This is a genomic window from Candidatus Pelagibacter sp. HIMB1483 (assembly GCF_052048135.1).
Lineage (GTDB): Bacteria > Pseudomonadota > Alphaproteobacteria > Pelagibacterales > Pelagibacteraceae > Pelagibacter.
Genome location: NZ_JBNAIM010000002.1, coordinates 1,047,712 through 1,071,712, shown reverse-complemented (window position 1 = coordinate 1,071,712; position 24,001 = coordinate 1,047,712). Strand labels below are relative to the sequence as shown.

Annotated in this window: 26 protein-coding genes; 18 read left to right on the top strand and 8 right to left on the bottom strand. The window is 28.8% G+C overall.

The annotated features are described in order from the left end of the window. Positions 1-3 precede the first annotated feature (3 nt). Genes efp through tkt form a run of 6 tightly spaced genes read right to left on the bottom strand, consistent with a single transcriptional unit; the run spans position 4 to position 6,290 of the window. Positions 4-564, bottom strand: coding sequence for an elongation factor P (gene efp / locus ACTTAV_RS06450; RefSeq protein ID WP_440670998.1), 561 nt, complete (start codon positions 562-564; stop codon positions 4-6). Next, positions 561-1,175 (bottom strand): thiamine phosphate synthase, encoded by a 615-nt coding sequence (thiE, locus tag ACTTAV_RS06445; RefSeq protein WP_440670997.1) that lies wholly within the window; start codon positions 1,173-1,175, stop codon positions 561-563. Before thiE ends, efp begins: the two co-directional genes overlap by 4 nt. After that, complete coding sequence (locus ACTTAV_RS06440) at positions 1,162-2,172, bottom strand: class I fructose-bisphosphate aldolase (protein ID WP_440670996.1); 1,011 nt, start codon at positions 2,170-2,172, stop codon at positions 1,162-1,164. Before ACTTAV_RS06440 ends, thiE begins: the two co-directional genes overlap by 14 nt. A gap of 1 nt (position 2,173) precedes the next feature. Further along, positions 2,174-3,352 (bottom strand): phosphoglycerate kinase, encoded by a 1,179-nt coding sequence (locus tag ACTTAV_RS06435; RefSeq protein WP_440670994.1) that lies wholly within the window; start codon positions 3,350-3,352, stop codon positions 2,174-2,176. Then, a complete protein-coding gene (gap, locus tag ACTTAV_RS06430; protein ID WP_440670993.1) occupies positions 3,352-4,353 on the bottom strand; it encodes a type I glyceraldehyde-3-phosphate dehydrogenase in 1,002 nt (333 codons plus the stop codon). The genes ACTTAV_RS06435 and gap overlap by 1 nt, the downstream gene beginning before the upstream one ends. Continuing rightward, positions 4,350-6,290 (bottom strand): transketolase, encoded by a 1,941-nt coding sequence (gene tkt / locus ACTTAV_RS06425; protein ID WP_440670992.1) that lies wholly within the window; start codon positions 6,288-6,290, stop codon positions 4,350-4,352. Before tkt ends, gap begins: the two co-directional genes overlap by 4 nt. A 55-nt stretch (positions 6,291-6,345) precedes the next feature. Here tkt and ACTTAV_RS06420 point away from each other — a divergent pair, with 55 nt between their 5' ends. From ACTTAV_RS06420 to ACTTAV_RS06335, 18 genes are all read left to right on the top strand, one after another. Beyond that, positions 6,346-6,669, top strand: a complete 324-nt coding sequence (locus ACTTAV_RS06420) for a 5-formyltetrahydrofolate cyclo-ligase (RefSeq protein ID WP_440670991.1) — start codon at positions 6,346-6,348, stop codon at positions 6,667-6,669. Further along, entirely contained in the window at positions 6,657-7,100 is a 444-nt protein-coding gene (zapA, locus tag ACTTAV_RS06415; RefSeq protein WP_440670990.1) for a cell division protein ZapA, read from the top strand. The genes ACTTAV_RS06420 and zapA overlap by 13 nt, the downstream gene beginning before the upstream one ends. Before the next feature lie 9 nt (positions 7,101-7,109). Beyond that, a complete protein-coding gene (locus ACTTAV_RS06410) occupies positions 7,110-7,652 on the top strand; it encodes a 5-formyltetrahydrofolate cyclo-ligase (protein ID WP_440670988.1) in 543 nt (180 codons plus the stop codon). After that, complete coding sequence (locus tag ACTTAV_RS06405; RefSeq protein ID WP_440670986.1) at positions 7,649-8,452, top strand: TIGR00282 family metallophosphoesterase; 804 nt, start codon at positions 7,649-7,651, stop codon at positions 8,450-8,452. The genes ACTTAV_RS06410 and ACTTAV_RS06405 overlap by 4 nt, the downstream gene beginning before the upstream one ends. A 6-nt stretch (positions 8,453-8,458) precedes the next feature. Next, positions 8,459-9,178, top strand: coding sequence for a YebC/PmpR family DNA-binding transcriptional regulator (locus ACTTAV_RS06400; RefSeq protein WP_440670985.1), 720 nt, complete (start codon positions 8,459-8,461; stop codon positions 9,176-9,178). A gap of 6 nt (positions 9,179-9,184) precedes the next feature. Then, entirely contained in the window at positions 9,185-9,679 is a 495-nt protein-coding gene (locus ACTTAV_RS06395; RefSeq protein ID WP_440670984.1) for a crossover junction endodeoxyribonuclease, read from the top strand. Between the two features lie 51 nt (positions 9,680-9,730). Beyond that, positions 9,731-10,405, top strand: coding sequence for a protein TolQ (gene tolQ / locus ACTTAV_RS06390; protein ID WP_440670983.1), 675 nt, complete (start codon positions 9,731-9,733; stop codon positions 10,403-10,405). A 1-nt stretch (position 10,406) separates the two neighbouring features. Next, entirely contained in the window at positions 10,407-10,823 is a 417-nt protein-coding gene (gene tolR / locus ACTTAV_RS06385) for a protein TolR (protein WP_440670982.1), read from the top strand. Between the two features lie 5 nt (positions 10,824-10,828). After that, on the top strand, positions 10,829-11,638 hold the full coding sequence (locus ACTTAV_RS06380) for a cell envelope biogenesis protein TolA (protein ID WP_440670981.1): 810 nt from the start codon (positions 10,829-10,831) through the stop codon (positions 11,636-11,638). Between the two features lie 9 nt (positions 11,639-11,647). Beyond that, on the top strand, positions 11,648-12,988 hold the full coding sequence (gene tolB, locus ACTTAV_RS06375; protein WP_440670980.1) for a Tol-Pal system beta propeller repeat protein TolB: 1,341 nt from the start codon (positions 11,648-11,650) through the stop codon (positions 12,986-12,988). An 85-nt stretch (positions 12,989-13,073) separates the two neighbouring features. After that, positions 13,074-13,553, top strand: a complete 480-nt coding sequence (gene pal, locus ACTTAV_RS06370; protein ID WP_440670979.1) for a peptidoglycan-associated lipoprotein Pal — start codon at positions 13,074-13,076, stop codon at positions 13,551-13,553. Positions 13,554-13,636: 83 nt separating this feature from the next. Continuing rightward, entirely contained in the window at positions 13,637-14,635 is a 999-nt protein-coding gene (ybgF, locus tag ACTTAV_RS06365) for a tol-pal system protein YbgF (protein ID WP_440670978.1), read from the top strand. Continuing rightward, entirely contained in the window at positions 14,595-15,623 is a 1,029-nt protein-coding gene (tilS, locus tag ACTTAV_RS06360) for a tRNA lysidine(34) synthetase TilS (protein ID WP_440670977.1), read from the top strand. The genes ybgF and tilS overlap by 41 nt, the downstream gene beginning before the upstream one ends. A gap of 63 nt (positions 15,624-15,686) precedes the next feature. Beyond that, positions 15,687-17,594, top strand: a complete 1,908-nt coding sequence (ftsH, locus tag ACTTAV_RS06355) for an ATP-dependent zinc metalloprotease FtsH (RefSeq protein WP_440670975.1) — start codon at positions 15,687-15,689, stop codon at positions 17,592-17,594. 5 nt (positions 17,595-17,599) lie between these two features. Next, complete coding sequence (folP, locus tag ACTTAV_RS06350) at positions 17,600-18,649, top strand: dihydropteroate synthase (protein ID WP_440670973.1); 1,050 nt, start codon at positions 17,600-17,602, stop codon at positions 18,647-18,649. A gap of 2 nt (positions 18,650-18,651) precedes the next feature. Next, on the top strand, positions 18,652-19,977 hold the full coding sequence (glmM, locus tag ACTTAV_RS06345; RefSeq protein ID WP_440670972.1) for a phosphoglucosamine mutase: 1,326 nt from the start codon (positions 18,652-18,654) through the stop codon (positions 19,975-19,977). 1 nt (position 19,978) lies between these two features. Next, positions 19,979-20,791, top strand: coding sequence for a bifunctional hydroxymethylpyrimidine kinase/phosphomethylpyrimidine kinase (gene thiD, locus ACTTAV_RS06340; protein WP_440670971.1), 813 nt, complete (start codon positions 19,979-19,981; stop codon positions 20,789-20,791). Then, positions 20,791-22,083, top strand: a complete 1,293-nt coding sequence (locus ACTTAV_RS06335) for an adenylosuccinate synthase (RefSeq protein WP_440670970.1) — start codon at positions 20,791-20,793, stop codon at positions 22,081-22,083. Before thiD ends, ACTTAV_RS06335 begins: the two co-directional genes overlap by 1 nt. Here the strand turns inward: ACTTAV_RS06335 and rpoH are convergent. Beyond that, positions 22,080-22,973 (bottom strand): RNA polymerase sigma factor RpoH, encoded by an 894-nt coding sequence (gene rpoH, locus ACTTAV_RS06330; protein ID WP_440670969.1) that lies wholly within the window; start codon positions 22,971-22,973, stop codon positions 22,080-22,082. The genes ACTTAV_RS06335 and rpoH overlap by 4 nt on opposite strands. A 40-nt stretch (positions 22,974-23,013) precedes the next feature. Next, the gene (locus tag ACTTAV_RS06325; protein WP_440670968.1) at positions 23,014-23,994 is read right to left on the bottom strand and encodes an RluA family pseudouridine synthase; all 981 of its coding nucleotides are present in this window, start codon (positions 23,992-23,994) and stop codon (positions 23,014-23,016) included. Between the last annotated feature and the right edge of the window lie 7 nt (positions 23,995-24,001).

The window sequence follows — 24,001 nt, the reverse complement described above, 5'->3', positions numbered from 1 at the left end:
GATTTAAATTTTTTTAACGTATTCTAAATTTCTAGTATCTACGATAATGTTATCACCTGCTTCTATAAAAGGTGGTACTTGAACACTTAAACCATTTTCTAAAACAGCTGGTTTGTAAGAAGAAGAAACAGTTTGACCTTTTAATGCTGCATCAGTATTTTTAATTTTGCATGTAACTTGATTTGGCAACTCTACAGAAATAGGTTTTTCGTTATAAAAACTCACGGTTACTTCAAGATTTTCAGTTAGTAATTTACCTTTTTCACCTATAATTTCTTTTTTTATCTCAGTTTGTTCAAAAGTTTTAGGATCCATGAAAAAGTAATTTTGTTCATCATCGTATAAATAATTGAAATTAGTTTCATCTAGGGAAGCTTTTTCTACATTTTCACTAGATCTAAATCTCTCATTTAGTTTTGTATTCTTGTTAACACTTTTCATTTCAACTTGTGCGAATGCACCACCCTTACCAGGTTTTACATGTTGTGTTTTTAATACTTGCCATAAATCATTTTTATATTCTATCAGCATACCTACTCTGATTTCTCCTGCATTAATCTTCATATTAGTTTTTTTATAGCATCTTTAGGTTTTAGTTTTTTATTTTTCCAAATGTAGCTTGAGATAGCTAAAAAGTTTGCTTTATTCAACAAAAGATTTTTATAGTTATTTTCATTAATCCCACCAATAGCAACTATAGGAGCTTTTGTTATCTTTCTAGCTTTTTTAATTAAATTTAGTGATGCTCTATATTTAACTTTTTTAGTTTTTGAGTAATTGAAAGCTCCAAAAGCTAAGTAATTAGCTTTATTTTTATAAGCAACTTTTGCCAATTTTATAGAGTTATGACATGTAATTCCAATTATTTTATTTCCAATTATTTTTCTAGCCTCAGAGATATTCATATCTTTTTGACCCAAATGGCATCCATCTGCATTAAGTTTTTTTGCAAGATAAACATCATCGTTGATTAAAAATTTTACATTAAATTTTTTACAAATTTTTTTGATTTTTTTTCCAATAATTAACTTTTTTTTCAAATTTTCTTTTTTGAGTCTTAATTGAAAAAAACTAACTTTTTTTTGTTTTAGGATATCAATTAGATCAAAATAGAATGATTTGTAAATCTTTACAGGTGAAATTAAGTAGATAAATTTTTTTTTATTTATTCTCAAGCTCTTTTGACCATTTTCCTTGAGCAGCCAACGTATTCATTTTCGCTCGGTGGTTAAAAACTTTTTGGGTGCCTTCAATATTATTTATATCTTTTGACCAAAATTTTAAGGCGCTTTGTTGAAGAGCTCGACCATAAGAATAGCTCATTATAAAGCTTGTATCATTATATTTATTAATCAAGTTTAAATTTTCGGTTGCCTCTATTTCTGATTGTCCTCCAGATAAAAAAGCTATTCCAGGCACTTCTGATGGAACTGAATTCTTCAAACATTGTAAAGTTAATTTTGCAACTTCCTCGTTTGAAATTTTATCTTTAGATTTATTTCCAGCCAAGATCATATTAGGTTTTAATATAATTCCTCTTAAATCTACTTTATGTAAAATCAATTCTTCAAAGCATTTTTTAATTACTTCTGAAGTTTTTTCATAGCAATCTTTTGCCGAATGCTCTCCATCCATAAGGACTTCAGGTTCTACAATTGGAACCATATTACATTCTTGAACCAAAGCAGAATATCTAGCTAATGCATGAGCATTAGATTGTATTGAGAGTTTGCTTGGGAAATTTTTAGATATACTGTAGACGCCTCGCCATTTTGTAAATTTTGCACCAAGCTTATAATACTCTTTTAATCTTTCTCTTAAACCATCTAAACCCTCTGTGATTTTTTCGTTTGGTGAGCCAGCTAAAATTTTAGCACCAGTATCAACTTTTATACCTGGATTTGAACCAATTTTTGAAATTAATTCTGGGATTTTATTTTTTTTTGAGGATGTTTGTTTTATTGTTTCATCATATAAAATTACACCTCCAATACATTCTTTCATACTTGAGGCAGTAAAAAGTGTTTCTCTAAATAACAGTCTATTTTCTGGAGTTGATGGAATTTTTACACTTTCCAATCTTTTAGTCATTGTTGCAGTGCTTTCATCAGCTGCCAAAACTCCTTTTCCATTTTCAAGAATTTTAAGTGCTATGTTATTTAATTCTGACATGTCAATTTAGAGCTTTTATACCAGGAAGTTCTTTTCCTTCAAGGTATTCTAAGAATGCACCACCAGCAGTTGAAACAAAGTTAAAATCTCTTATTGCATTGATTTGGTTTATTACAGATATTGTATCTCCACCACCCACAACAGAGTAAATTGATTTATCTTTATTTTTTTTAATAATTGATTTTGCAATTTCATAACTACCTTTTGCAAAGTTTGAATTTTCAAAATAACCCGCAGGTCCATTCCACAGAACTGTTTTGCTTTTTTCAATGATATCTTTGATTTTATTAACAGTTTTCGGACCAATATCTAATATGAAATCATCATCTGTTATTTCATCAAGTTTTTTAATTCTTGATTTATCATTCATATTTTTTCCTACTAATACATCCTCTGGATAATAGATTTTACAGGAGTAATTATTTGAAGTTTCAAAAATTTCTTCAATTATTGTCTCACAATTATCTTCACTTATTGATTTACCTATTGGATTACCTTTGTATTTGATTATATTGTTTGCCATTCCACCTACGATTAAAATATTATCAAATTTAGGTATTAAGTTTTTTATTATTCCAATTTTAGTTGAAATTTTTGACCCTCCAATAATACAAGTCACAGGTCTTTTAATTTCTGTGGTAACTTTTTTTAAAGCATTTATTTCTGTTTCCAATTGCAATCCAGCAAAAGATGGCAAAAATTCTGTTATTTTACACACTGAAGCATGAGCTCTATGAGAACAAGAAAAAGCATCGTTTACGTACAAGTCTGCCAACTCGGCCAAATGTTTTGAAAAATTTTGGTCATTTTTTTCTTCTTCTTCATAAAATCTTATATTTTCTAAAAAAACAATTTGTTCTTTAGAATTTTTAAATAAATCATCTTTCTTTAATTCAAAAATATTTTCATTTAAAATTTTAATTTTTTTATTTATTTTTTTTTCTAAACTTTCACAAATTGGCTTTAATGAAAGTTCTTTATTTACTTTTCCTTTTGGTCGTCCAACATGAGAAATTATTATAATTTTTGAATTTTTGTTTAATAAAAATTCAATTATTGGAAGAATTTTATCTATTCTAGTGTGGTCTGTAATAATTCCATTTTTTAATGGAACATTTAAATCTAATCTTAATAAAACTTTTTTGTGATTAAGATTTTCATGATCTTTAATACGGTTCATTAAGAAATCTTATGAAGGTATTCAGCGATATCACACATTCTATTTGAAAAACCCCATTCATTATCATACCACGCTGAAATTTTACCCATATTTTTGCCTACTACATTTGTTAAACTAGAGTCTACAATTGAAGAAGAGGGATTGTGATTAAAGTCTATAGATACAAGTTTTTCTTTTGTGATTTCAAGAACTTTATTTTTTTTACTAAAATTTTGAAATGCTGAATTAATTTTTTCAATACTTAAATCTTTTTTTGTGCAAAATACCAGCTCAACTAATGAAACATTTGGTGTAGGCACTCTCATCGCAACTCCCTCTAATTTACCTTTAAGAGAGGGTATAATTTCACCAATAGCTTTAGAGGCACCAGTTGAGGTTGGCACAATAGATTGGCTTGCAGATCTAGCTCTTCTAGGATCTTTATGTGAGTTATCTAAAATTCTTTGATCACTTGTGAAAGCATGGATTGTTGTCATAAAACCTTTTTCAATTTCAAAGTTTTCATTAAGAACGTGAGCAACAGGCGCTAGGCAATTTGTTGTACAGGATGCAGCAGAAATAATCTTATCATCTTTTTTTAACTCTGTCTCATTTACTCCAAATACTATAGTTTTATCTGCATCTTTACATGGAGCTGATACTAAAACTTTTTTTGCTCCATTATTAAGATGTGGTAATAATTTATCCTTAGAATTAAATTTACCAGTGCACTCAAAAACATAATCGACGCCATACATACTCCAATTAATGTTTTCTAAATTTGTTTCTTGACTAAAAGTAATTTTTTTCTTGTTGATAATTAAGTGTCTTTCATCAAAATCAATTTCAGCATTAAATTTTCCATGAATTGAATCATATTTTAATAGAGATGCGCAAGCTTCAGAGCTGGTTCTGTTGTTAATATGCTTTATTTCAATATTCTTATTATCGTTTTCAATAATAGATCGGATGATCATTCTACCGATTCTACCCATCCCATTAATACCAACTTTTATACTCATAATTGCTGTTTGATTTTTTTTATAATACTCTCTGGATTTAATTCAAAGTGATCATAAATATCTTTATAAGGAGCACTTTTTCCAAAATCATTTATTCCGAAATTTAATCCACTTCTACCAGTATACTTTTTCCAATAACTTGTTTCAGAAGCTTCAATTGAAACAACAAGTTCAGTCTCATTTAAAATCTTATTTTTATAGCCTTCACTTTGTTGGTCAAATAATCTTTGGCAAGGCATTGATATAACTTTGGAATAAATACCTTCTGTGGCTAATTTATGACTAACTTCACTTGCCAAACTAGTTTCAGATCCAGTTCCTATAATTGTAACATTTATACTATCTCCAGTTCTTGAAATTTCGTATGCTCCGGCTGATGACTCATTTTTAGATGATCTATTTACTCTCACTGGTTTAATCCCTTGTCTGGTTAAAGCTATAACGCTTGGTGTGTTTTTACTTTCAATTGCTAATTGCCAACATTCAAAAGTTTCAATTAGGTCAGATGGTCTAAATACGTTTAAGTTTGGAATTGATCTAAGACTTGTTAATTGCTCTATTGGTTGATGAGTAGGACCATCTTCACCTAACCCGATAGAGTCATGTGTAAATATATAGATAACTCTTTGTTTCATCATTGCAGCTAATCTAATTGATGGCTTACAATAATCACTGAATATTAAAAAAGTTCCACCATAAGGAATTAGATCACTATGTAAGGCTATTCCATTCATTATCCCACACATGGCATGTTCTCTTACTCCAAAATGAATATAATTTCCTGAGAAATTACCTGGTTTAATTATTTTATGATTTTTTGTTTTGGTATTATTTGAACCAGCTAAGTCAGCTGAGCCACCAATTAAATTTGGCAATTTAGTTGCAATATCTAAAAACATCTCAGAAGTTTTTCTTGTAGCAATTGATTTTAAATTTTTTAAATATTCATTTTTTGAATTTTCAATTAAATTTTTTAATGAAGTTATTTTGTAACTATTTAAATTTTTTTTAAATTTTATATCTTGTTTTTTTGCTTTTTGTTCTGCTTTTTTTCCTATATTTCTCCATTCATCTAATAAATAATCTGGTATTATAAAAGGCTCATAATTCCACTTCAGTTTTTTTCTGACTAATTTAATTTCTTCCTCACCCAAAGGACTTCCATGAGAAGATGCTTTTCCACCTTTATTAGGTGATCCGTAACCAATTGTTGTTTTACAAGAAATTGCGATAGGTTTTTTAGATTTTTGAGCTTTATTTAGAGCTTTTGAAATCTCTTTATAGTTATGACCATTTATTTTTATATAGTTCCAGCCATAACTTTTAAATCTTTTTTCATGATCGTCTGAAACAGCTAGATTAGTTGGACCATCAATTGAAATAGAATTATTATCAAATAATAATATGAGATTTTTTAGTTTTAAATGTCCAGCGAGACTTAAAGCTTCGTGACTTATCCCCTCCATTAAACAACCATCACCTGCAAGCACATAGGTTTTGTGATTGATTTTCTTTTTACCAAATCTATTTTTTTGGATTTCTTCAGAAATTGCAAATCCAACAGCATTAGAAATTCCCTGTCCTAATGGTCCTGTTGTAGTTTCAATACCTGTATTAGGGTGATATTCAGGATGACCTGCACATATTGAGTCTAGTTGTCTAAATTTTTTTATATCTTGTAAAGAAATTCTTTTATAACCGGTTAGGTAAAGTAATGAGTAAAGTAGCATTGATCCATGACCTGCTGAAAGCACAAATCTATCTCTATTAATCCAACTTGGATTTTTAGGGTTAAAATTTAAAAAATCTCTAAAAAGAACTGTTGCTACATCCGCCATTCCCATTGGCATCCCAGGATGTCCAGAATTTGCTTTTTGAACAGCATCAATAGATAAAAATCTAATACAATTTGCTAATTCTTTATAAAGTTTGTTCAAGCAATTATCCTGTCTAGACTAAGAAGATTCTATTTAATAATATAATTATATATATATGAATTCTGTGATCGAAAAAGAAAAAAAACTTAATTTAGCGTTAACAAAATTAAAAAACTTAAATCTAAAAAATCGGGATATAAAAAAAGATATTACAGATTTAAGTACTCAAAAAAATCAATTAGAAATTGAAAAGCAAGAATTAGAGGAAAAATATAAAAGTTTGGTAACTGATTACAATGATTTAAGTAAAAAATTAGAGGAATTTCAAAATCAAGAAAAAGTAGAGCTAAAAAAACACATAGAGTTCTCAGAGAAAATTGATGAATTAAATCAAGAAACAGATACTTTAATAGATGAAATAGATAAATGGCAAACGTAAGTATTAAATTTAATGGTAAAGAATTTTTGCTATCCTGTGAAGATGGGCAAGAAGAACATTTAGAGGAACTATTAATTCAAATTAATCAAAAATTTAATAATCTTAAAAATGATTTAGGGAATCTTGGTGAAAATAAACTTTTACTTATTACTGCTGTAAAAGTGATGGATGAATATTATGAGACTAAAAAAAAAGTAGAACAAAAAAAAGATGAATTAAAAAACCTTTCCGACAAATTCAAAGAACTTAAATCTTTAATTTATGAATATAGAGATAGAAAAGAACAAGAAATAAAAGAATTAAATGAAAATCATATTAAATTAAAAAATGAAATTGAAATAAATCAAAAAAACTACGAAAAACTAATTGATGAAGCTGCTGATGAAATATCAAGCTTTGTTGAAAAAGCAAATTTAGAGAACTTATCTTAATTAATTTTTGTGAATAAATCTGAAATTAGAAAAAAAATACTTAAAACTAGAAAACAAAATATTTCTAATAACTTAGTTATTAATTTTAAAAATATAATAGAAATTTTGATAAAGAATAAGGGATACAAGAAAATTGTAGGTGGCTATTATCCCTATAATTATGAAGTTAATCCAATTGAAATTTTAAAGAAATTTGAAAAACAAAATTACCAAATTTCTTTACCAAAGATAAAAAAGAATTTTCAAATGGATTTTTTTCGTTGGTCAATTGACGACCCTCTTTCAATAAATAGATATGGAATACCAGAGCCTATTTCAAGTAAAATAGTTTTTCCAAATATTTTATTGGTACCATTAGTTGCTTTTGATAAGGACTTAAATAGGATTGGTTATGGTGGTGGATTTTATGATAGATACATTAATAAAATTAAAAAAAATAAAAAAGTTATAACAATTGGATTAGCTTACTCTTTTCAAGAATTAAAAAAAATTCCAACAAATAAATATGATTTTAAATTGGATCACATAGTAACAAATAAAGGAATTGTATGAGAATTTTATTTTTAGGAGATGTTATTGGAGTTTCAGGTTGTTCTAAAATTATGAACAATCTTCTTAACCAAATTAAAAAAAATAATATCGATTTCGTAATAGTAAATGGAGAAAATGCAGCTGAGGCAGGTGTGGGACTGACAAAAGAAATATGTCAAGATTTTTTTAATTGTGGAGTAAATGTAATTACAACTGGGAATCATGTATGGGATCAAAAAGATATAATGGATTTCATTGACAAAGAAAATCGATTACTTCGCCCAAAAAATTTATTTGAACCTTCTCCAGGAAAAGGATTTGAAATTTATACAACTGAACAAAATGTAAAAATTGGTGTTTTAAATTTAATGGGGAATGTTTTCATGAAAAAATGTGATGATGTTTTTGAAATTTCAGAAAAATTTTTAAAAAAATATAAATTGAAAGAAGATTATGACATTTTAATTGTAGATTTCCATGGAGAAATCACAAGTGAAAAAAATGCTATAGGACATTTTTTTGATGGAAAGGCAACTCTTGTAATTGGTACTCATACTCATATTCCAACTAATGATGCAAGAGTTTTAAAAAATGGAACAGCCTATCAAACGGATGCAGGAATGTGTGGAGATTATGATTCAGTTATAGGAATGAACAAAGATAATTCTTTAAATAGGTTTATGAAAAAAGATTCAGTTAAGCATTATCCTGCAAAAGGTGATGCCACTTTATGTGGTGTTATTGTAGATTGTAATATAGAAACTGGTTTAGCGAAAAAAATAGAAAGTTATATTTTTGGAGGTCAGCTTAATAGGAATTAAATAATTATGGCAGGGCATTCACATTGGGCGGGTATAAAGCATAAAAAAGGTAAGGCTGATAAACAGAGATCCAAAATTTTTTCTAAGTTATCTAAAGAGATTACTGTAGCAGCAAAACTTGGTGATAAAGACCCCACCATGAATCCAAGATTAAGATCTGCAATTCAAGCTGCGAGAACAGCAAATATGCCTAAAGATAATATTGAAAGAGCTATTGATAAATCATCTGTCAATACAGAGTTAAGCTTCGAGAATCTTAGGTATGAGGGATTTGGACCTGATAAAGTGGCTGTAATAGTAGAAACTTTAACAGAAAATAGAAATAGAACTGCATCAAATATAAGAACAATTTTTCAAAAAGCTGGGGGAAGTCTCGGAACTCAAGGTTCAGCATCACATAATTTTAATCAACTAGGAATAATCAAAATTGATAAAAATGAGATTTCTGATGAACGTATTTTTGAATTAGCTATCGAAGCAGGTGCAGATGAATGTAAAACTAATGATGATTTTCATGAAATTCAATGCTCTGTTAATGAAATTTATAATGTTAAAAAAGAATTAGAGAAAGAGATAACTAATTTTATATCAACAGAAATTGAGTGGGTTCCGCTCAATGGTGTTGAGATTTCAAAAGAAAAAAAAGAGAGTTTGATTAATTTTTTTAACTCACTAGAAGACGATGATGATGTACAAAATTTTTATTCAAATGCTAAATTTGTATAATAAATTATGTTAATAATTGGAATAGACCCTGGAATATCTGGATCAATTTGTTTTTTTGAGGATGGTAAAATCCTTGATGTAATTGAAATGCCAACAATGGCTGAGGGGAAAAAAAATAAGAGACAAGTAAATGGCTCTCAAATATTTAATGAAATTTCAAAAAGAGTCCATAAAAATTCAAATCAAGATATAAGGGTTGTAATTGAACAAGTATCAGCTATGCCAGGACAAGGAGTGACTAGTATGTTTAATTTTGGACAGTCGTTTGGTACTTTGAAAGGCATCTGTTCTGCAATGCAATTACCTATGTATTTTGTTAGACCAGCTAAATGGAAAAAATATTTTGGTCTAATTAACTCAGAAAAAGACGCTAGTAGGACAAAAGCCATAGAAACGTTTCCATATTTTTCATCTAAACTATCAAAAAAAAAAGATTCTAACAAAGCAGATGCAATATTAATTGCTAGTTTTTATCATGAAACGCATAAAATTGAGGAATAATATAATAATTTGAAGACAAATTCATGACACAATTAAGTGTGAGAAGGCATTATGGAAGCAGATATTTCATCTCAAGCTGTAGGATTAGCATCTAACACTGATTTTTCTCTATTAAGTTTATTTATACGTGCAGATATTATTGTTAAATCTGTAATTATAATATTGATAGTTTGTTCTATTTACTCATGGGCTGTTATTATAGAAAAAATCAGATTGTTTAAAAAGATAAATCAATCTACAGAAGAATTCGAGACAAAGTTTTGGAACTCTAAATCTGCGGAGTCATTTTACAATAATCTTCCCTCAAATATAGAAGATCCTATGGCATTAGTCTTTAAAGATGCAATGCAAAATTTGTTAAAAAGGAGATCGAAAACTGATTTACACGAAAGAATGACAACAATGTTAGAAACTGGCATTGAAAAACAAATGTCTAAAATAAGTAAAGGGTATACTTTTTTAGCTACCGTAGGTTCTACAGCGCCATTTATTGGTTTGTTTGGTACTGTTTGGGGAATTATGAATTCATTTCAATCTATTGCAATTTCACGAAACACAAGTTTAGCTATTGTTGCACCTGGTATTGCAGAAGCACTTTTTGCTACTGCATTAGGATTGTTAGCAGCTATACCAGCTGTAATCGCTTATAATAAATTCAACAACGATTCAGGTTTATACTCTAAAAGATTAGAAAATTTTTCAAAAAGATTTCTAACAATTATTTAAAATGGCATTTAAATTAAATCGTTCATCAAAAGAACCAATGAGCGAAATAAATGTTACACCATTTGTAGACGTCATGTTAGTGTTATTAATAATTTTTATGGTTACAGCACCATTATTAACAGTAGGAGTGCAAGTAGATTTACCAGAAAGCTCAGCAGACTCTCTACCTGAAGAGGCTGAACCTTTAACACTTTCTATAAATTCAAAAGGTGAAATTTTTATTCAGGAGTCAAAAGTAGAGTATGAAAAAATTATTGCAAAAGTACTTGCTGTTTCAAAAAACAGAACAGACACGAGAATTTACGTTAGAGGTGATAAAACAATAAATTATGGAAGGGTGCTTGAAATTATGGGTTTACTATCTGGCTCTGGTTTTACAAAAGTAGCACTTATATCTGAGCCTTACAAAGAGAGGTAACAAAAGTGAATAGAAGTATTGTAATTTCTTCTGTTTTGCATCTCATTATAATTATGATTACAGCATTTAGTTTGCCATTTTTAGCAAAAAAACCCATCGATCTCCCACCAATAGTTTCTGTGGAGCTAATTCAAATTACAGACAAAACAAATATTCCTTTTGCACCAAAAGCAAAAAAAACAATTGAAAAAATTAAAGAAAAGGAAAAAAAGTTGGTATCCGAGCAAGCACCACCAAAAAAAGTAAAAAAGATAAAACCTGATTCTGTACCAATGCCAGACGACAAAGTGGAAAAAATTGAAAAAATAAAAGAAGATAAGCAAAATCCTGAAAAAATTGACAATGAGGTGAAACAGGTATCTGAATTTGAAAAAAAGGAATTATTTGATCCTAATAATATAGCAGCATTAATTGATAAATCTAAAGTTGAAAGTGCTGATACAACAAAAAAAACAAACAAAGTGACTCAAGATCAACAGAAAAATGTAGATAACGTAGGATTATCTTTAAGTGAGGAGGATGCACTAAAGGCACAAATATTTGGATGTTGGAGTATTCCGTTAGGTTTACCTTACAATGAGAATTTATTAGTAAGAATAAAACTTTTATTGAATCCAGATGGAACAATTTTACAATCTGAAATTTTGGATCATGCGAGAATGAATAAGCCAGGACAGGGATTCTACAAAGTTTTAGCTGAAAGTGCTTTAAGGGCGATTAAATTGTGTCAACCACTGAGAGTTCCAACCACAGGATACGAAAGATGGAAAGAATTACAGTTAAATTTTGATGCAAGAGAGATGCTGGAGGGTTAATATACTACTATGAAAAAAATTTTTTTTATATTTTTTATCTTTATCTTTCATACAAATTCTTTAGCTCTGATTGAGGTTGATATTACAAGAGGAAACTTAAATCCACTACCTATTGCAGTTTCTCCTTTATCAATTGACGAAAACTCAAAGAAAAACTTCGAAAAAATTTTAAATAAAAAAGATATAGGTTCAGAAATTTCTAAAGTTATTGAAAATAATTTAAAAATTTCTGGATTGTTTAACCCTCTTAACAAAGATGCATTTCTTCAAGCGCCTGATATAGCAAATTTAAAACCAAGATTTGAAGATTGGAATTTAATTAAAGCACAAGCTTTAATAACTGGAAAAGTAAAAAATATTGATGATAAGTTGAGAGTTGAATTTAGATTATGGGATGTATTAGCGGGAAAAGAAATGATGGCTCTTGCTTTCACAACAGTCCCAAGTAATTGGAGACGAGTTGGACATATAATTACTGATAAAGTTTATGAAAGGTTAACTGGTGAAAAAGGATATTTTGACACAAGAATAATTTATGTAGCTGAGGAAGGACCAAAAACAAAAAGAATAAAAAAATTAGCTATAATGGATCAAGATGGTGCGAATAATAAATTTCTAACTTTAGGTAATGAACTTGTATTGACCCCTAGATTCAATCCAACAAATCAAATGGTAACTTACTTGTCCTATTTTAGAAATTTACCAAGAGTTTATCTCCTTGATATTGAAACAGGAATTCAAGAGGTTGTTGGTGACTTTCCAGGAATGACATTTGCTCCTAGATTTTCTCCAGATGGAAAAAAAATAATTATGAGCTTTGCAAAAGATGGTAATTCAGATATTTATACAATGGATTTAGAAAATAGAATTGTTGAAAAAATTACTAATCATCCTTCAATTGATACATCGCCTTCTTATTCACCAGATGGAAAATATATTTGTTTTAATTCTGACAGAAGTGGATACCAACAAATTTATGTAATGAAGAGTGACGGCAGCAATGTTAAAAGAATTTCATTTGGAAAAGGTTTATATGGAACTCCAGTTTGGTCCCCAAGAGGAGATCTAATTGCATTTACAAAATTACATAAAGGAAAATTTTACATAGGCGTGATGAGAACTGATGGTAGTGGTGAAAGATTACTTACTGAAAATTACTATCAAGAGGCTCCATCATGGTCACCTAATGGAAGAGTTTTAATTTTTTATAGAGAAACCAAAACAGACGACAAAGGAGAGGGTTTTTCTGCTAAATTATGGTCGATAGATTTGACAGGTTACAATGAGAGGCTTGTTGACACCCCGACAGATGCCTCAGACCCATCATGGTCATCTTTATTAAGCAATTAACCTAAAATATCTTGATTTTTTAACTTGAAACATCTAAGTAGTTGTGAAAAAGTTAAGAATAAGAAATATTGACCAAGGAGCAATAATGAAATTAAACAAAATTCTAAAAAACGCTTTTTTAATAACAGTTGCGTGTTTAGTGTTATCTGCATGTGCCACATCAAAGAAATCAACTGGCCAAATGCAAGGTGATGTTTACACTGGAACTGACACAGTTGAATATTTAGCATCAGGAGTTCCTGACAGAGTTTTCTTCGCAACAAATGAGTCAGTTTTAACAACTGCTTCAAGAGAAACTTTGAGAAAACAAGCAGCATGGTTAAGAAAAAATTCTGATGTTACCATTGTTCTTGAAGGACATGCAGATGAAAGAGGAACAAGAGAGTATAACTTAGCACTTGGAGAAAGAAGAGCTAATGCTGCAAAAGATTATCTTATGACTTACGGAATTTCTTCTGATAGAATTTCAGTTTTGAGTTATGGAAAAGAAAGACCAGTTGATTCAGGTTCTAATCCACTAGCTTGGTCAAAAAATAGAAGATCTGTAACAGTAAAAGCAAATTAATTTTTTAAATTTAAAGACCCTTAATCACAACTTTGATTAAGGGTCTTTTTTTTGCCATTATTTTAATCATAACCTTATAATGTATGAAATTCGTTTTAAAAGTATTCACAATAAATTTATTTTTTTTAATTTATTTTTCTCCATTTTCAAAATCATTAGCTGACAATCACAATATTTATGAAATAATTGATCAATTACAAAATGATATAAAAACTTTAGAAAAAGCAGTTTATTCAGGATCATTAGAGACAAACAACAACAGCAGTGAAATTAATTTAAATAATAACTTAGATGTTAATTCAGAGGACGTTTTAACAAGACATTTATTAAAGCTCTCAGAAATTGAAAATCAATTCCAACAACTTACAAATAAATTTGAAGAAATAAATTTTAAATTAGATAAATTATCAAACAGATTGTCTAAAGTTCAGGCTGACAATCAATTAAGATTTCAAGATTTAGAAAATGCCTTATCATCTGATGAAACAATAAAAAAAATAACAAAAAATACTAAAAAAAATCAAAACGAAGATTTACCTGGAAGCTCACAACCACAAGATTTAGGATCTATTTCCTATAAAGATACAAATACGAATGAAACCTCACAACAAACTCAATCAATTGATACAACAGCTTCAATAGTTACAGAAAGTTTTCAAGCTGAAGAAAAAATTCTTCCTAACGAGACTCCGGAAAAACAATATCAGTTTGCTACAAGTTTTTTAAAAGTTGGAGATTATTCAACTGCTGAAAGAGCTTTTAGAGAGTTTGTAAATACTAACCCAGAACATGATTTAGCTGGAAATGCTCAGTATTGGTATGCTGAAACTTTTAGAATAAGACAACTTTATACTGATGCTGCATCAGCATATTTAGAAGGATATCAAAAATATCCTAAAGGTGAAAAAGCTCCTATAAATTTATTAAAGCTTGGTGTATCCATGGTTCAGATTGGAGAAAAGGATCAAGGTTGTAAAATGATCAACGGTGTTGAAAAACAGTATCCAGATGCTAATCAATCAGTGATCCAAAAAGCTAAATATGAGTCGCAAAAATTTGAATGTAATAATCAAAATTCCTAAACTTTTAAAAGATAAGTTAAAAATTAAAAAAATAAATAACATTTATAAAAGATTTGAAAAATCATTAAATATTGAAGATAATTTTGCTGTTGCAGTTTCGGGAGGGCCTGACAGTTTAGCTTTGGCCTTTTTAGCTAAAATTTATTCAATAAAAAAAAGACTATCTGTTAAGTTTTTTATCGTAGATCATAAACTTAGACCCGAATCTACGAAAGAAGCTAAGTTTGTGCTAAACTTATTGAAGAAAAAATTTATAAAATCAGAAATTTTAACTTGGAAGGGAAAAAAACCTCTCAAAAATATTCAGTCTCAAGCAAGAATTAAAAGATATGAATTAATATTTAGAAGATGTGAAAAATTAGATATTAAAAATATTTTATTAGGACATCATAAAGACGATTTAATTGAAAATTTTTTTATAAGATTTTTAAGAGGAAGTGGATTAAAAGGCTTAGTTTCATTGGGTCCAAAAAGCACTATTGATAGTATGAATATATTTAGACCTTTAATATATGAAAAAAAAGAGGATTTAGTTTATTTGTCAAATAAAGTTTTTAATTTTTATGTCAAAGACCCAACAAATTCAGATGAAAAATTCCAAAGGATTAGAGTAAGAAAATTAATTTATGAACTTCAAAAAGATGGCTTGGATAAAAAAAAATTTTTAAAAACAATTCAAAATTTAAAATACTCAAATGATGTAGTTGATTTTTATGTTAGGGAAAATTTGAAAAAAAATAGTTTTTTTTCATATAAAAAAAATAATTTAATTATAAATTTAAATTTTTTTAAACAACCTTACGAGGTAGTTTTTAGAACTTTCTCAGAAGTTTTAAAATTAGTTGGAAAAAAATATTATTCAGTTAGAGGAAGTAAATTAGATAAAATCATCAAAGATGTTGAAAATAATCGACTTAAAAAGTCGACCTTAGGTGGATGTATAGTTGAAAAGGTGAATCAATCAATAATTGTGACAAAAGAACATTAAAATATTGATACTTTTTACAATTTGTCACTTGTTTAATTAGTAATAATTCTTATTTTATACTTTATGAATATAAAAAATATAGCAATGTGGGCAATTATAGTTTTTTTAACTATTGGCCTATATAATATGTTTAAAAATCCCCAATCAAATAATAGGGGAAGTGATCAAATTATTTTTTCAGAATTTTTGACTTCTGTGGATAACGGCGAAGTTTTAAAAGTAGAAATACAAGGTAATAACATTAAGGGCGTTTATTCTAATGGAAAAAGTTTTACAACATATTCTCCAAATGATCCAAATTTAATTGAAAAACTTTCAGAAAAAGGAGTAAGTATTTCTGCAGCTCCTATTGATGAAAAAATGCCATCATTATTTGGCGTATTGTTATCATGGTTCCCGATGTTGTTATTAATCGCAGTTTGGATTTTTTTTATGAGACAAATGCAAGGTGGAAAAGGTGGAGCAATGGGTTTTGGAAGATCCAAAGCAAAAATGATGAATGAACTTAAAGGCAAAATTACGTTTAATGATGTTGCTGGTGTTGAGGAAGCAAAAGAAGAAGTTGAAGAAATTGTAGAATTTTTAAAAGATCCAAAAAAATTTAGTCGACTTGGAGGTAAAATACCAAGAGGAGCTCTTTTAGTTGGACCTCCTGGCACAGGAAAAACTTTATTAGCGAGAGCAATTGCTGGTGAAGCAGGAGTACCTTTTTTTACAATTTCAGGATCAGATTTCGTTGAGATGTTTGTTGGTGTTGGAGCATCTAGAGTTAGAGACATGTTTGAACAAGGTAAAAAAAACTCTCCATGTATAATTTTTATAGATGAAATTGATGCTGTTGGTAGAAGCAGAGGTGCTGGGTTAGGTGGTGGAAATGATGAAAGAGAACAAACACTTAACCAACTTTTAGTTGAGATGGATGGTTTTGATACAAACGAAGGTGTAATAATAATTGCAGCAACTAATAGACCGGATGTTTTAGATCCTGCTTTATTAAGACCAGGAAGATTTGATAGACAGGTTGTAGTCTCAAATCCGGATATAATTGGTAGAGAAAAAATATTAAAAGTTCATGTAAAAAAAATTAAGATGGCTCCTGATGTAAACTTAAGAACTATCGCTAGAGGAACTCCAGGTTTTTCAGGTGCGGATTTAGCTAATCTAGTTAATGAGGCAGCTTTATTAGCAGCTAGAAAGAATAAAAGAATTGTAACCTTGACTGAGTTTGAGGAAGCTAAAGATAAAGTAATGATGGGTGCTGAAAGAAGATCAATGGTTATGACTGAAGATGAAAAAAAATTAACAGCCTATCACGAGGGTGGTCATGCACTAGTTTCTTTTAACATGCCCAGTTATGATCCAATCCATAAAGCAACAATTATTCCAAGAGGTAGAGCTTTAGGTATGGTTATGAATCTTCCAGAGAGAGACAAACACGGTTATTCAATTAAGTATCTTAAAGCAAGGTTAGCAGTATGTTTCGGAGGCAGAGTTGCAGAGGAACTAATATTTGGAAAAGATGACATCACTACTGGTGCAGGTGGGGGAACTGGATCAGACATTAATCAAGCAACACAACTTGCTAGAGCAATGGTAACAAAATATGGGATGAGTGAAGAAATGGGACCAGTAGAATATGGCGAAAATCAAGAGGAAGTTTTTTTAGGAAGATCAGTAACACAAACGCAATCTGTATCTGAAGCAGTTGCTCAAAAAATTGATAAAGAAATTAGAAAATTAGTTGATGAAGGCTACAATCAAGCAAAAAAAATATTAACTGAAAAAATAGACGATTTACACAAAATTGCGAAGGCTTTAATGACCTATGAGACTTTAACAGGAGAAGAAATTGAAAATATAATCAATAAAAACGTATATCCTAAAGATAAAGTTTTAGAGAAACCAGAGGATAAGGATGATCAAAGTTCTGCTTTGGGTGCAATGGGCTTAAAACCAAAAATAGTTCACTAAAATTCATGAACAGATATTACACTAGAGCGTGTAATTTCTATTATGGATCAAATTCAAAAACTTTAGTTAAGAAAAAAAAAGCTTTACCACTTAATGGTAACAGTGATATTTCATTTGATAAGCTTGAAATAATTTCAAGAAAATCAAAAAAGATAATAAATTTAAATGACATTTATAAATTATCAACTAATTTAAAAAAAAAAGTTAAAAAAGATATAAAACTAATTACCAATAGTAAAAAAAATATTAAAAATTTAAATTTCAAATCAATACCAAAAATCATGGGTGTTTTGAACATTACACCTGATAGTTTTTCTGATGGAGGAAAGTATATTAAAATTGATTATGCAAAAAAACATTTAGACTTCCTATTTAAATGTGGTGCAGATCTTGTTGATATTGGTGGTGAGTCTACAAGACCAGGCTCACAACCAGTAAGCCTTAAAGTTGAATGGGATAGAATTAAAGATATCTTAAAAAAAATTGATAAAAAAAAATTGATATCTCTCGATACAAGAAAGTCGGATATTATGGAGAAAGGAATAAAATTAGGAGTATATTTAATAAATGATATTTCTGGTCTTGAGTATGACAAAAAATCTGTAGATATTTTAAAAAAATATAAAATCCCTTTTGTGCTACAACATTCTCTTGGAAACCCTGACGTAATGCAAAAAAGCCCAAAATATCACAATGTATTATTGGACATTTATGATTTTTTTGAAAAAAAAATTAAATTTTTGAGAAAAATTGGAATTAAACATAATAATATTATTCTAGATCCTGGCATAGGTTTTGGAAAAAATTTGAAACATAATATGAAAATAATTAAGAATATTTCAATTTACCATTCTTTAGGATTACCTATATTGCTTGGGATTTCCAGAAAAAAATATATTAAAGAGTTGTCTGGAAAAAATGATAGTTTGTCAAGAATTGGAGGAACAGTTAGCACAAGTGTTTTTGCAATGATGCAGGGTGTACAAATGATTAGAGTACATGATGTCAATGAAATAAATCAAAGCATAAAAGTATTTAAAGAACTTATTAAGTAAATATGAAATATTTTGGTACAGATGGTATTAGAGGCCAGGTTAACAGTAAAAATATTAATGGAGACATGTTTTTTAAATTTGGATTAGCGACAGGGAAATATTTTACAAATTTAAAAAAAAAAAAACAAACAGCTATAATCGCAAAAGACACTAGACTTTCTGGTTATGCACTTGAACCAGCATTAGTGTCAGGTTTGGCCTCTGCTGGTATGCACGTTTATACTTTGGGCCCTTTACCAACAAATGGCTTGGCAATGCTAACTAAATCTATGAATGCAAATCTTGGTATAATGATAACAGCTTCCCATAATTTATTTTATGATAATGGTTTAAAATTATTTGGACCTGATGGATTAAAATTATCTGATAAAATACAAAAAAAAATTGAACATCTAATAGATAGCAATGTTCAACATCATTTATCAAAACCAAAACTTTTAGGAAGGGTAAAAAGGTTAGAAACAGGTACTGATGAGTATATTAAAATTTTGAAGAAAAAAATTCCTAAAAATTTAAGGTTAAAGAATATTAAGATAGTTTTAGATTGTGCAAATGGTGCTGGATATAAATCTGCACCCAATTTATTAAGACAATTAGGAGCAAAATTAACAATTATTGGAAATAAACCTAATGGGTTTAATATAAATAAAAATTGTGGCTCAACTTATCCAAATAAATTACAAAAATTTGTTAGGAAATATAAAGCCGATTTGGGTATTTCATTAGATGGAGATGCCGACAGAATTATAATGTGTGATGAGAATGGATCCATAATTGATGGAGATCAAATTATTGCAGCATTAGCTCTTCTTTGGAAAAAGAAAAGAATTCTTAAAGGGGGTGTTGTTGGAACATTAATGTCTAACTATGGATTAGAAAAATTTTTTAAATCAAAAAAAATAAAATTTATACGAGCAAATGTTGGTGATAGATATGTTAAAGAAATAATGCAAAAAAAAAAGTTTAATTTAGGTGGTGAGCAATCAGGACATATAATTCTTGGAAAATTTGCTACAACTGGTGATGGATTACTTGTAGCTTTAGAGGTTATTCAGGCTTTAAGTAAGAAATTAAAGGCCAGTAAATTTTTCAACGTATTTGAGAAAATTCCTCAAATTTTGGAAAATATTAGGATCAAAGATAATAGAATATTGATGAAATCGTCAGTAAAAAAATCTATTAAAATTGCCAATAGATTAATAAAAGGGGAAGGCCGTATTCTTGTGAGAAAATCTGGAACTGAACCAAAAATAAGAATAATGGGAGAAAGCAAAAATAAAGTTTTACTAAAAAAATGCATTAATATAATTTCAAAAACTATCAAATAAATTGAAACCAAAATCAAAAATTTTAATTATTGCAGGATCAGACTCATCAGGTGGTGCAGGCATTCAAGCTGATATTAAAACAGTAACTAGTCTTGGATCATATGCAATGACAGCAATCACAGCTGTGACTGTTCAAAATACAAAAGGGGTGAAGTCAGTTATACCCATTAATGCTGATGAGATAAAAAATCAAATAATCTTTACATCAAGTGATATAAAGCCTGATGCTATCAAAATTGGTATGCTTCATTCATCTGCTGTTATTGAAAGTGTTATTAAGTCTTTAAATAAGATTAAAGTAAAAAAAATTATTTTAGATCCTGTTATGGTTGCAAAAGGAGGGACTAAATTAATTGATAATAATGCAATACAGGTTTTAAAAAAAAAACTTATAAAAAAAGTTTATTTAATTACTCCTAATATTCCTGAGGCAGAAATTTTAACTGGAGTTAAAATAAGAAATAAAGAAGATATGATACTTGCAGCAAATAAGTTAATTAATTTAGGGGCTAAAAATGTATTAATTAAAGGTGGTCATCTAAAATCAACAAAAGTAGAGGATGTATTTTTTAACAAAAAAGATCTTAAAGTTTTTTATAGTTTAAGGCATAAAACAAAAAATACCCATGGAACAGGATGTACTTTATCAAGTGCAATTACAACTTTATTTTCATGTGGAAAAAGTCTTAAGAAAGCTTGTGAGCTTGGTATTAAATATGTAAATTCTGCAATATTAACTAATCCAAAATATGGAAAGGGTCATGGTCCAATAAATCATCTTAGTTCAATAAATTTAAAAAGAAAATTTAAATAATGAAAAATATAGTTGTTGTAGGTTCACAATGGGGGGATGAAGGAAAAGGCAAAATAGTAGATTGGCTTTCAGAACAAGCTGATGTAGTGGTTAGATTTCAGGGTGGTCATAATGCAGGACATACTTTAGTAATTGATGGTATTACTTATAAACTTAGATTGCTCCCATCTGGAATAGTAAGAAAAAATAAAATTTCTGTCATTGGAAATGGAGTTGTTGTTGATCCATGGGCTTTATTAGATGAAATAAAAGAGATCAGATCAAAAGGTGTAGAAGTTGATGTGGGAAACTTTATAATTTCAGAATCTGCAAATTTGATATTGCCATTTCATAAAGAAATGGATGAAATTAGAGAAGATACTGCTGGTAAAAAAAAAATTGGAACAACGAGAAGAGGGATTGGACCTGCTTACGAAGATAAAGTTGGCAGAAGATCAATTAGAGTTATGGACTTAAGATCTGAAATAAATTTGGATCAAAGATTAGACTCAGTTTTGCAACACCATAATGCAATTAGAAAAGGTTTGGGAAAAAAAATATTTGAAAAAAATCAATTGAAAAAAGATCTATTAAAAATTGCTCCTGAAATTTTAAAATTTTCTCAGCCAGTTTGGTTAAAAATTGATGAGTTTAAAAGACAAAAAAAAAAGATATTATTTGAAGGTGCACAAGGGATCCTTTTAGATGTTGATCATGGGACTTATCCATTTGTTACTTCTTCAAACACTGTTGCATCAACTGCAGCTACTGGTTCAGGGTGTGGACCTAATTCTATTAATTATGTTTTAGGTATAACCAAAGCATATACAACAAGAGTAGGTGAAGGACCATTTCCAACAGAATTAGATGATAATATTGGTGAACTATTGGGAACAAGAGGAAAAGAATTTGGAACAGTAACAAGCCGTAAAAGAAGATGTGGTTGGTTTGATGGAGTATTAGTAAGACAAACGATTAAAATTTCGGGTATTGATGGAATTGCTCTAACAAAATTAGATGTGTTAGATGAGCTAGATGAAATAAAAATGTGCATACAGTATGATTTGGATGGAGAAAAAATTGATTATTTACCAGCTGCCGTTGAAGATCAATTAAAAATTAAGCCAATTTACAAAACTTTTCCTGGCTGGAAAACTTCTACTAATGGAATTAAAAACATTGATGAACTTCCCGAAAATGCAAAAAATTATATCTATGCTGTAGAAGATTTTATTGGGACTAAAATCTCAAGTATATCTACAAGTCCAGAAAGGGATGATACTATTTTAATAGAAAACCCGTTCGAAATTTAATTTACAGGAAGAAGATTTTTAGATTTTGCCAGAAGTAACATATGTTTTTGTAATTTTTCAAAAGCTTTATTTTCAATTTGTCTAACTCGTTCTCTACTAATTTTATATTTTTTACTTAGATCTTCTAAAGTCATAGGATCATCATTTAATCTTCTTGAATACAAAATTTCTCTTTCTCTATCGTTTAAAACCTTAATTGAGTTTTTTAATAAGTCTTTTCTTTGTTCCATTTCCTCCTGATGAGCAAATTTTAGATCATGGTCTAATTCTTTATCAACCAACCAATCTTGCCATTCATCTCCATCTTCTCCAACTTGTGCATTAAGTGAAAATTCTTTTCCTGATAATCTTCGATTCATTGAAACAACTTCCTCTTTACTTACGTCAAGTTTATTTGCAATTTCATCAACATGTTCATTTCTCAAATCACCTTCCGTCTGAGGCGCTATCTGGTTTTTTAATTTTTTAAGATTAAAAAATAATTTTTTTTGAGCAGTAGTAGTGCCAATTTTTACTAAACTCCAAGATCTTAATATATATTCTTGAATTGAAGCTTTAATCCACCACATTGCATATGTTGCAAGTCTAAAACCTTTCTCAGGTTCAAATTTTTTTACAGCCTGCATTAAACCTATGTTACCTTCAGATATCATTTCATTAACCGGTAATCCGTAACCTTTATATCCCATAGCAATCTTAGCAACCAATCTTAAATGACTAGTTACTAATTTTTCTGCAGCTTTAATATTTCCAGTAGTTTTCCAATTTTTTGCAAGCATATATTCTTCCTCAGCATCCAACATTGGAAATTTTTTTATTTGCTCTAAGTAAGCAGATAAGCCACCCTCACTACTTAGGATAGGTAAGTTATTGTTTATAACATTATTCATAGGTATTTTATCTAATTAATAATTTTTTTTTTTCAATAATTTATTTATAAGTGTTTCTTAGCATTTTTAAAATTTTTGCAAGTTCTTGTGGCAAAATTGAGTTAAATGTCATTTCTTTATTATTTTTGGGATGAATAAATCCGATAGTTTTAGCATGGAGAAATTGTCTATTAAGATTGATAAGATTTTTTTCTAATAATGGATTAATATTTTTAATTTTTTTAAATTTCTTTTTATATTTATCGTCACCAACTATGCTATTACCTAAATAGTTCATATGAACTCTTATTTGATGTGTTCGTCCAGTCTCTAACTTACATTCTAACAAACTAAGAGTTGGAGTATTTTTGTTATCAAAAATTTCTATAGTTTCATAATTAGTGATAGCTTTTTTCCCTTTAGACCTACTTACTTCCATCATTTGTCTATTCTTAGAACTTCTAGTTATGAATGTTTCAATCCTTCCATTTGGAGGTCTAATTTTACCCCAAATTAATAATTGGTATACTCTTGTTATTGAATGATTATTAAATTGAATAGAAAGATTTTCATGGGTTTGATTATTTTTTGCAATCACAACTAAGCCTGATGTATTTTTATCAATTCTATGAACTATTCCTGGTCTGAGTTCATCACCAATATTTGATAAAGATTTTTTATCATAATTAATCAATGCATTTACAATTGTATTATCAAAATTTCCTGCCCCAGGGTGCATAACAATACCGGCAGGTTTATTTAAAACAATCAAATCATCATCTTCAAAAATAATATCCAATTTAAATTTGTAGGGTTTTAGAGAAGCTTTCTTTGGTTCAGGTATTGTTAAGACTATATGATCGCCCTCTGAAATTTTTTTAGCTGGATCAATGATAGTTTTATTATTTATTTTTAATTTTTTACTCAAAATTAAATTTTTAATCCTATTTCTGCTAATATCATTTTCAGTTTTACTAATAAAAATATCAACACGGACATTTTTAACACTATCTTTAACAATCAAATTTATTTTTTTTTCCATAAAATAA